Source organism: Dyella sp., assembly GCF_035508675.1.
Lineage (GTDB): Bacteria > Pseudomonadota > Gammaproteobacteria > Xanthomonadales > Rhodanobacteraceae > Dyella_B.
This window is the reverse complement of sequence record NZ_DATJMN010000165.1, coordinates 1-7290: the sequence shown is the minus strand read 5'-3', so window position 1 is coordinate 7290 and position 7290 is coordinate 1. Positions and strand designations below refer to the sequence as shown.

Here is a 7290-nt window from a genome sequence, read left to right as displayed (position 1 = left end):
GTGAACGGGATACGCTTGATGTCGCTGAATGTCAGCTACGGACATCTCCGAAAAATCAAATGCCTGATTGGCAGGAATGACTACGTACCTTCCATGCTCATCCTTGTACGTCCCGCCATTGTAAGAATTGTAGTCTCCCTCACCGCTACCAATCAGTTCCATCAGGGGACTAGTCATTGCTTGCTCTTCCTATAAGCCGGGTTGTACGTAGGATCAGTATCTTCAGGGATGAAATCAGTGCCAGTGGTGTACTCCCATCCAGTCACCCAAAGCCCTCCGCTTTTATCCGGATCTTTCAATGCCTCTATTTCACCGTAGAGTGTCACGCTCAGCGGCGTTCCATCCTTGACGTAGTGCAATACGTAGTATCCGGTTCCTGAAGCCCAGATTGTTTCTGGGATGACGTCACAAAACTCATCCATACCAAGTAAATCGTTGCAATTCAGGTTCGTCACCGGCTGCCAACCATCTGCAAGTAGTTTTTTGCGAAAATCGGCGAAGGAACCTTTCTTTTTATAATCAGCACCCAGCCTTGCCTCGGGTGTTTTTGCGGACGCGCGGCTTGTTGAAGTTGATTCAACCATCGCGCTCGACGAATGAGCTGGCGATTTTCCTGCCTGTCCCGCATCTTCAGGCGCAAAGTCCGCCGAATGGCATGCCACCGTTCCCGCCGCCAAAACCGCTGCTGCAGCCATCTGTTTCAACTTCATCGCTTCATCCTCTTCATGGCTTTCTATCGTGATACTCGGTTTTGTCAACTTTCCTGCGAGCTTACGTTTGTCTGTGACGGGCAATCCGCCCGGTGGCAACGGTCCGTACTTGCGCACCGTCTCCTCGTTGGCGATTTCCACGGCATATCGCAATTGCAGCAGGTAGATCCGGTCGGGTTTGAGGTGGTAATAGGGAATCAGGGAGGATGGCCGCGCACCCTCGCCATTCACGTCGTCCTCGCGGGTGAATCCACGGCGGGCATTCGTTTGACGGTTCGAAGGGCTATCCAGTTGCGGCGGGTTGATCCGGCGGGATGGAGTCAACTCCAGGCCGAGCAATACCACCATGGCCAGAGCCGACACGTAGAGCGCGACAAGCACAACACCCAAACCCAATTCCATTGTCATGTTTGCTTTCCGTGTTTTTTGTGGGGAAGCCCGCATTGCCCTGTCGTTCAATGACCGCCAATCAATTGCTGCAACGTGTTTTCGTCGTGCGTTTTCACTGTTTCTGACGCTTGCCCTTGCGCTGCCCGCTGCGCGATCGGCTTGATATTCACTGGGGGCAGCAATCGTCTGGTGAAATAACGCAGCTTGAAGTACCAGTTCTTCCGGCAGCGGATCGGGCGGCAACGCTCGACGAAGATCAACTGCTCATCGCTGGGAAGCTCCTTGATCTCCTGCGGCAGCATCAGCGCGCGCCGCTCTTCGGTGATGCTGTGGGAAACGTTGCTGCCGCCCCGGCCACGATTGATCGATCGGTGTTTCCGGCGCACGGTGCGGTAGCCCAGCATGTCGCTGTAGTCGTTGGCGTCTTCCTGCTCGCGCGGCGTGAATACGATCTGCGCCGAATGGTTGGTGGAGAAGGTGCGTGCGCGATCTGCTCCATAGGTGGAGCGCAACTGGGACTGGCTTTGCACGATGGTCAGGAAGCGCACGCCGTAGCCCGCGGCGACCGAGATGCGTTCAGCGATCACGTCCACCGGGCCCATGGCCGTGAATTCGTCCATCAGGAACAGCACCTGGTGCTTGAGCGCCGGGTCATCCTCCGGATGCACTTTCAGGTTCTGGCCGATCAGGGTGCTGAAAAAAATATTGATCAGCTTGCTCGATTCGCCCAGTTTCGCGGGCGGAATCACGCAATAGATGGTGATAGGCCGACGGCGCAATGCGTGCACGTCGAAGTCCAGGCCGTTGGTGGCGTCCGCCAGAATGGGACTGAGGAACGGTTGCAGCGGCGCCTGCATGGTGGCGATCACGGACGAAAAGGTTTCTTCCGCCAGGCTCAGCAGGCCGGCGAAGGCGGTACGCGTCTGTTGGCGCATGACACTGCGATAGCGGGGATCGTTGAGTAATTGCTGCAACACCGCCTTGCCCCCAGAGGAAAAATGCAGCAGGCGTTCGAGACTGGGAAACAGCGGCGAGCTGTTGAAGTCGAGCGAGATGTCCTCCTTGCACAGTTCGTCCCACCGCTCGAACATGAAGCAGGCGAAGGCGGTGAACGCCGCACGGCTTTGCGACGTCCAAAACGGATCTTGTGCGTTCTGGTCCGGATACAGAATGGCGGCAAGGGTCTGGATATCGTTGATGCGCTGGCGCCAGTCGCTCGACACCAGCGCCAGCGGATTGAAACGATGCGTGCAACCTTGTTCATCGTACGGCGACCATACGATGATGTCCTGGCCCATCGCGGCGCGCTGCCCGCTGGTGAGTTTGCATAATTCGCCTTTCGCGTCGAGACAGACCACGGAGTGTTTGTAGGTGAGCAGCACAGGGATGGCCACGCAGGTGGTCTTGCCCGACCTTGTGGGAGAAATTATGAGGACGTGCCAAGCGCCGTTGACGTAGATGAGGCGGGCTTTGTAGCGACCCACGACAATGCTCTCGGGCTTCTTCTTCAGCATGCCGGCCTTTTTCAGATCGCGCTGGTTGGCGAAGCGTGCCTCGCCGTGCAACGGCGCTTCTTTCTGGCTGAACAGCGGCACCAACAACCCCAGCCATGCCAGCAACGGCAGGCCAAAACCCAGGTAGCCGCCGAGCTTGATCTTGGTGACGTAGGGTGCAACCTCCGGAAGATCGAGCGCGCGGTAGTAATCCCAGTAGGTGTGCCAGGTTTGTGGAACGTCGTGCAGACCCAGCAGCAGCAATACCAGGTAAGCGGAGAGGAACAATCCGGCCGCCAGCGCCACGATAAGCAAGGTGGCGGCGAAGCCGGCCCTAACACCGGTATGCATTGCAAGAACTCCCTTTGCTCGTACGGTATGAGGCCCATCGACGGGGAACATCGGAGCATGCTCAAGACGGGCACCGTATAGGCTGCTGCCAACCGTGGATGCGCGCAGTCAGTGGATGACGGCAAACATGTAGGCGTGCGCAGATGGAAGGCTGATCCGGCCGGTCACTATGCCCAAATCCGCATCCAAGCCGCTGCATTTCGCCAAGACCGCTTCATAACGCAGTCGCAACATGACAACAGGCCCGTGCACGGCACCGCCTCTGCCGGTCGAACACGCCGGCACCCTCCTCCCCAAGACGTGCACGGGCCATTCCATTTTCTTGTCGCGAGCGGGGCGGCCTCACCACCGTCCCCAAAGGGGTTGATGCGTGGATCGTCGACGTTTTCTGCAAGGTCTGGCCGCTACCAGTGCGGCCGTTGGATTGCATGGCATAAGCCGCAGCCAGTCCGCGCCGGCCGTCGCTTCGACATCCGCGCGCCCCGCTCCGCCACCGGTGCGCGTGCCGGCGCAGGGTTTGCCGCTGCAGGGGCATACGCTGCTGACGCCTTTCACGTCCGCAGGACAAGCATGGCAGGTGTTTGAAGATCTGCGCGATCCGCACGGCGCACTGACGCTGAGCGATGGCCATCACGCCTGCGTGCTGAGCAAGCGCACCGAACCGGTGTATGCCGACAACGAAGCGCCCTACTTCGGCATGAAACTCGCCGATATCGCCTTGGCCGAGGCGGATCTACTCGCCGACCACCTGCTGCGCCACGGCGAGCCACAAGAAGACGAGGTCCGTCGCGCGGCGCCGCCGGTTGCCTCCAAGCTCGATCCGGAGAACTACTACGGCCGCTTGCCGTGGACCACTTTCGTGGGCACGCGCCAGAGCGCGGACACCATGCCGGTCTACACCTCCGGCAGCACGCGTACGTATCACACCGACCAGGTGTTCGCCGAACTGCACGATCCCAAGCGCGTCGCGCGCCGCCGCGAAGGCTTGCTCGGTGGCTGGCTGCCGGCCGTGCACAAAGTGATTCCGATCGGCGAGGACAGCTGGTACGACGTACTGGTATTTGCCGACGTGGACGCTACCGATCGCTTCGTGGTGCAGACCTGGCATCGCACCGCGCACATCGAACGCGGCCGGATGCTGCAGGTGAGCTACGGCCACAGTTATCCCAGCTATCCACCGCGCCGGATGCCGCCGGACGCCGCAGCGTTCTACGCCGCACTGCTGCGTTTCCACGACTATTGGCAAGCCGAACTCGCCGACGTCTGCGCCGCCGAAGTACCTGCCACCGGCTGGACCGACATGATGCGCCATGCCTTCGCGCGCGAGTTGATCGTGCGCCCGGATGGCAGCTATCCAAAATACGGCGCGGTGGATCGCGACTACTACGGCAACGAATACGACGGATTCCAGGACACCTTTACCAGCTCGCTGTACGCGAACCTGGAATGGGGCCGCTTCGCCCAGGCCGCCGCCGTGCTGGACGAGTATTTCAGCGACTTCGTGCAAGCGGATGGCATGATCAACATGCGCGGGCCGGAGACCGGACAATTCGGGCTGACGCTTTCGCTGCTTGCGCGTTACTTCCATTACACCGGCGATGCCGCGCTGCTTGCCAAGCATCGCGGCAAGATCGAAGCCACGGCGCAGCTGTTGCTGGAATTGCACGATGCCAGCCTGCAACTGCCCGCCAGCCATCCCGGTTACGGATTGATCCACGGCTGGAATGAATCGGATGCCTGCCTGTTTCCCGATCCCACGCTGTGGTGGAAGCCGTATTACGCCAATAGCGCCCTGGCTGCACGCGGCCTGCACGATATCGCGCAGGTATGGCCGGCGATTGCGCAAAACGGCAACGCCCAGGCGATGCACTGGCGAGAGCGCGCCAACCAGCTCACGCAGCAAGTGGAACGCACGCTACGCGCGAACGTGCGCCATGACCTCACGCCACCCTACATAGGACCGTTGCCGGGCGTCACGCTCAGCTTCCGCGAATCGCTGGCCAAGGAAAAACCCAGCGAACAGCAATGGCCGCATCGCGCTTATGCCGAATTGTTGCAAGCCGACGTGCTGCCCAGCGATCTCGCCAACCTGGTCGTCGATTGCATGCGCGGGCATGGCGCCACCAGCATCGGCGTGGTCGCCAACATCGGGCCGGTGACGCCGGATGGCCGCGATATCCTCGGCTTTATTTCCTATGGCTACGCGCAACAACTGCTGCGCCTGGGCCGCATCGACGAATTCCTGTTGTTTCTCTACGCCCACCGTTATCACGCACACACACCGGGAAGCTGGACGGCGGGCGAAGTGTCGGATATCACCGGTGGCATGCCGCTGTTTTGCATGCCGGCACAACTCACCATTCCGTTACTGCTGCGCTGGATGCTGGTGTTCGAAGATAGCGCCGGGGAGACCCTTTACCTGGCGCGCGCCGTGCCACGTGCATGGATCGACGGCACGCAACCGATCGGCATCAGCGATGCGCCGACACGCTGGGGCCGCACTGGATTTCAACTGCGCCGCACCGGCGAAGACGTGATCGAAGGCAGCGTAACCCTGCCCGATCGCGCGGTTCCGCCGACATGGTTGAGCTTGCGTGCGCCAGCGGGCAAAACATTGGCAGCCGTGCAAGTGAACGGCGTGGCTGCCGAGTGGCGGGACGAATCCGTGAAGCTGCAAGGAACCCCCGGCCAACCCATTCACATACACGCACGCTTCACGTAAACAAGCTTCGCGACACCAGGTTTATGCAGAATTCCGCACGTAAGTGCAGCAATTGGCACAAGACGCCCCGCTAATTATTACGGCACGATGAAGCCGTCCACGATTTTATATTATTTGTAATATCAATTAGTGATTCGTGGCGTTTTTGGCCGTCACTGGGGAGTGGCATGCAACACGGGGTTGATCAGCGCAGGCGATTTCTCAAAGGTGCGGCAACCGCTCTTGCCGCCACCATCGCCGCACCGCGCTTAGGTGCATTCGACTTGGCCGAGCCGGCGGGGAAAGCAGCGGCGTCAACACAAGCCATACCCGACCAACCGGTACGCTGCGTGCAGCCGTTTGCCCTGCATCAGGTGCGCTTGCTGGATAGCGATTTCACGCAAGCCGCCGCCATCAACCGGCGTTACTTGCAAAGCCTGCCGGTCGATCGGCTGGTGCATACCTTCCGCCTGCAGGCCGGGCTGCCCTCGCACGCCGCGCCACTGGGCGGCTGGGAGAAACCCGATTGCGAATTGCGTGGGCATTTCAGCGGCGGCCATTACCTTTCGGCCTGCGCGCTGGCGTATGCCAGCGAGGGCAACGAGGCACTGAAAACGCGCGGCGATGAACTGGTGGCGGCACTTGCCGCATGCCAGCGGCCCAACGGTTACCTGAGCGCCTTCCCGGAAAGCTTTTTCGACCGGCTAAGCCGCGGGCAAAACGTGTGGGCGCCGTTCTATACAATCCACAAGATCCACGCCGGCATGCTCGACATGTATCGCCATGCCGGCAATCAGCAGGCGCTGAAAGTGGCCACCGGCATCGGCGACTGGGTCGTGCGCTGGCTCAACGGTTTTTCCGACGCCGACATGGCGAACATGCTGAAAACCGAATACGGCGGCATCAACGATTCCTTGTATGAGCTGTACGCGATCACCGGCAACGAGCGCTATCGCGATGCCGCGCACCGCTTCGACCAGGCCTCGCTGTTCGATCCACTGGCTTCCTACCGCGATCAATTGCAGGGCCTGCATGCCAATACGCAGGTGCCCAAGATCATCGGCGCCGCGCGGCGCTACGAACTGACCGGCGAGCCACGCTACCGGCGCATTGCCGAGTTCTTCTGGGAAACCGTCACGCAGCACCGCAGCTACGCCACCGGCGGCACCAGCAATGACGAGTTCTGGAAGACCGGCCCCGGCGACCTGAAAGGGCAGCTTGGCCTGTACAACGCCGAATCCTGCGTGGCCTACAACATGTTGAAGCTCACGCACCACGTCTACAGCTGGAACGGCGATCCGCGCGCCTTCGACTACTACGAACGCACGCTCTACAACGCGCGCCTCGGCACCCAGGATACGGACGGGATGAAGCTGTACTTCTACCCGCTACGCCCGGGCGCCAACAAATTCTACAACTCGCCCACCGACTCGTTCTGGTGCTGCACCGGTACCGGCGCAGAAGAGTTCGCGCGCTTCAACAGCAACGTCTATTTCCACGACGGGCAGGATCTTTACGTGAATCTGTTCGTGCCCTCCGAGTTGCACTGGGCGCAGCAAGGCGTGGTGGTGCGCCAGGAAACGCGCTTCCCGCGCGAGCCGCGCACGCGCCTGCAGCTCAAGCTTGCGCAGCCGGCATCGTTCGC

The 7290-nt window shown here is 60.6% G+C and carries 4 protein-coding genes; 2 read left to right on the top strand and 2 right to left on the bottom strand.

The window, feature by feature from the left end:
* Positions 1 to 173: 173 nt before the first annotated feature.
* Positions 174 to 1118 carry a hypothetical protein gene (locus tag VMA74_RS09125; protein ID WP_325366328.1) on the bottom strand — a complete coding sequence of 315 codons (945 nt, stop codon included), beginning with the start codon at positions 1116 to 1118 and terminating at the stop codon, positions 174 to 176.
* 47 nt (positions 1119 to 1165) lie between these two features.
* The gene (locus VMA74_RS09120; RefSeq protein ID WP_325366327.1) at positions 1166 to 2944 is read right to left on the bottom strand and encodes a type IV secretory system conjugative DNA transfer family protein; all 1779 of its coding nucleotides are present in this window, start codon (positions 2942 to 2944) and stop codon (positions 1166 to 1168) included.
* Positions 2945 to 3314: 370 nt separating this feature from the next.
* Here VMA74_RS09120 and VMA74_RS09115 point away from each other — a divergent pair, with 370 nt between their 5' ends.
* Complete coding sequence (locus VMA74_RS09115) at positions 3315 to 5666, top strand: Tat pathway signal protein (RefSeq protein WP_325366326.1); 2352 nt, start codon at positions 3315 to 3317, stop codon at positions 5664 to 5666.
* A 167-nt stretch (positions 5667 to 5833) separates the two neighbouring features.
* A partial coding sequence (locus tag VMA74_RS09110) for a beta-L-arabinofuranosidase domain-containing protein (RefSeq protein WP_325366325.1) occupies positions 5834 to 7290 on the top strand: 1457 nt, incomplete at its 3' end.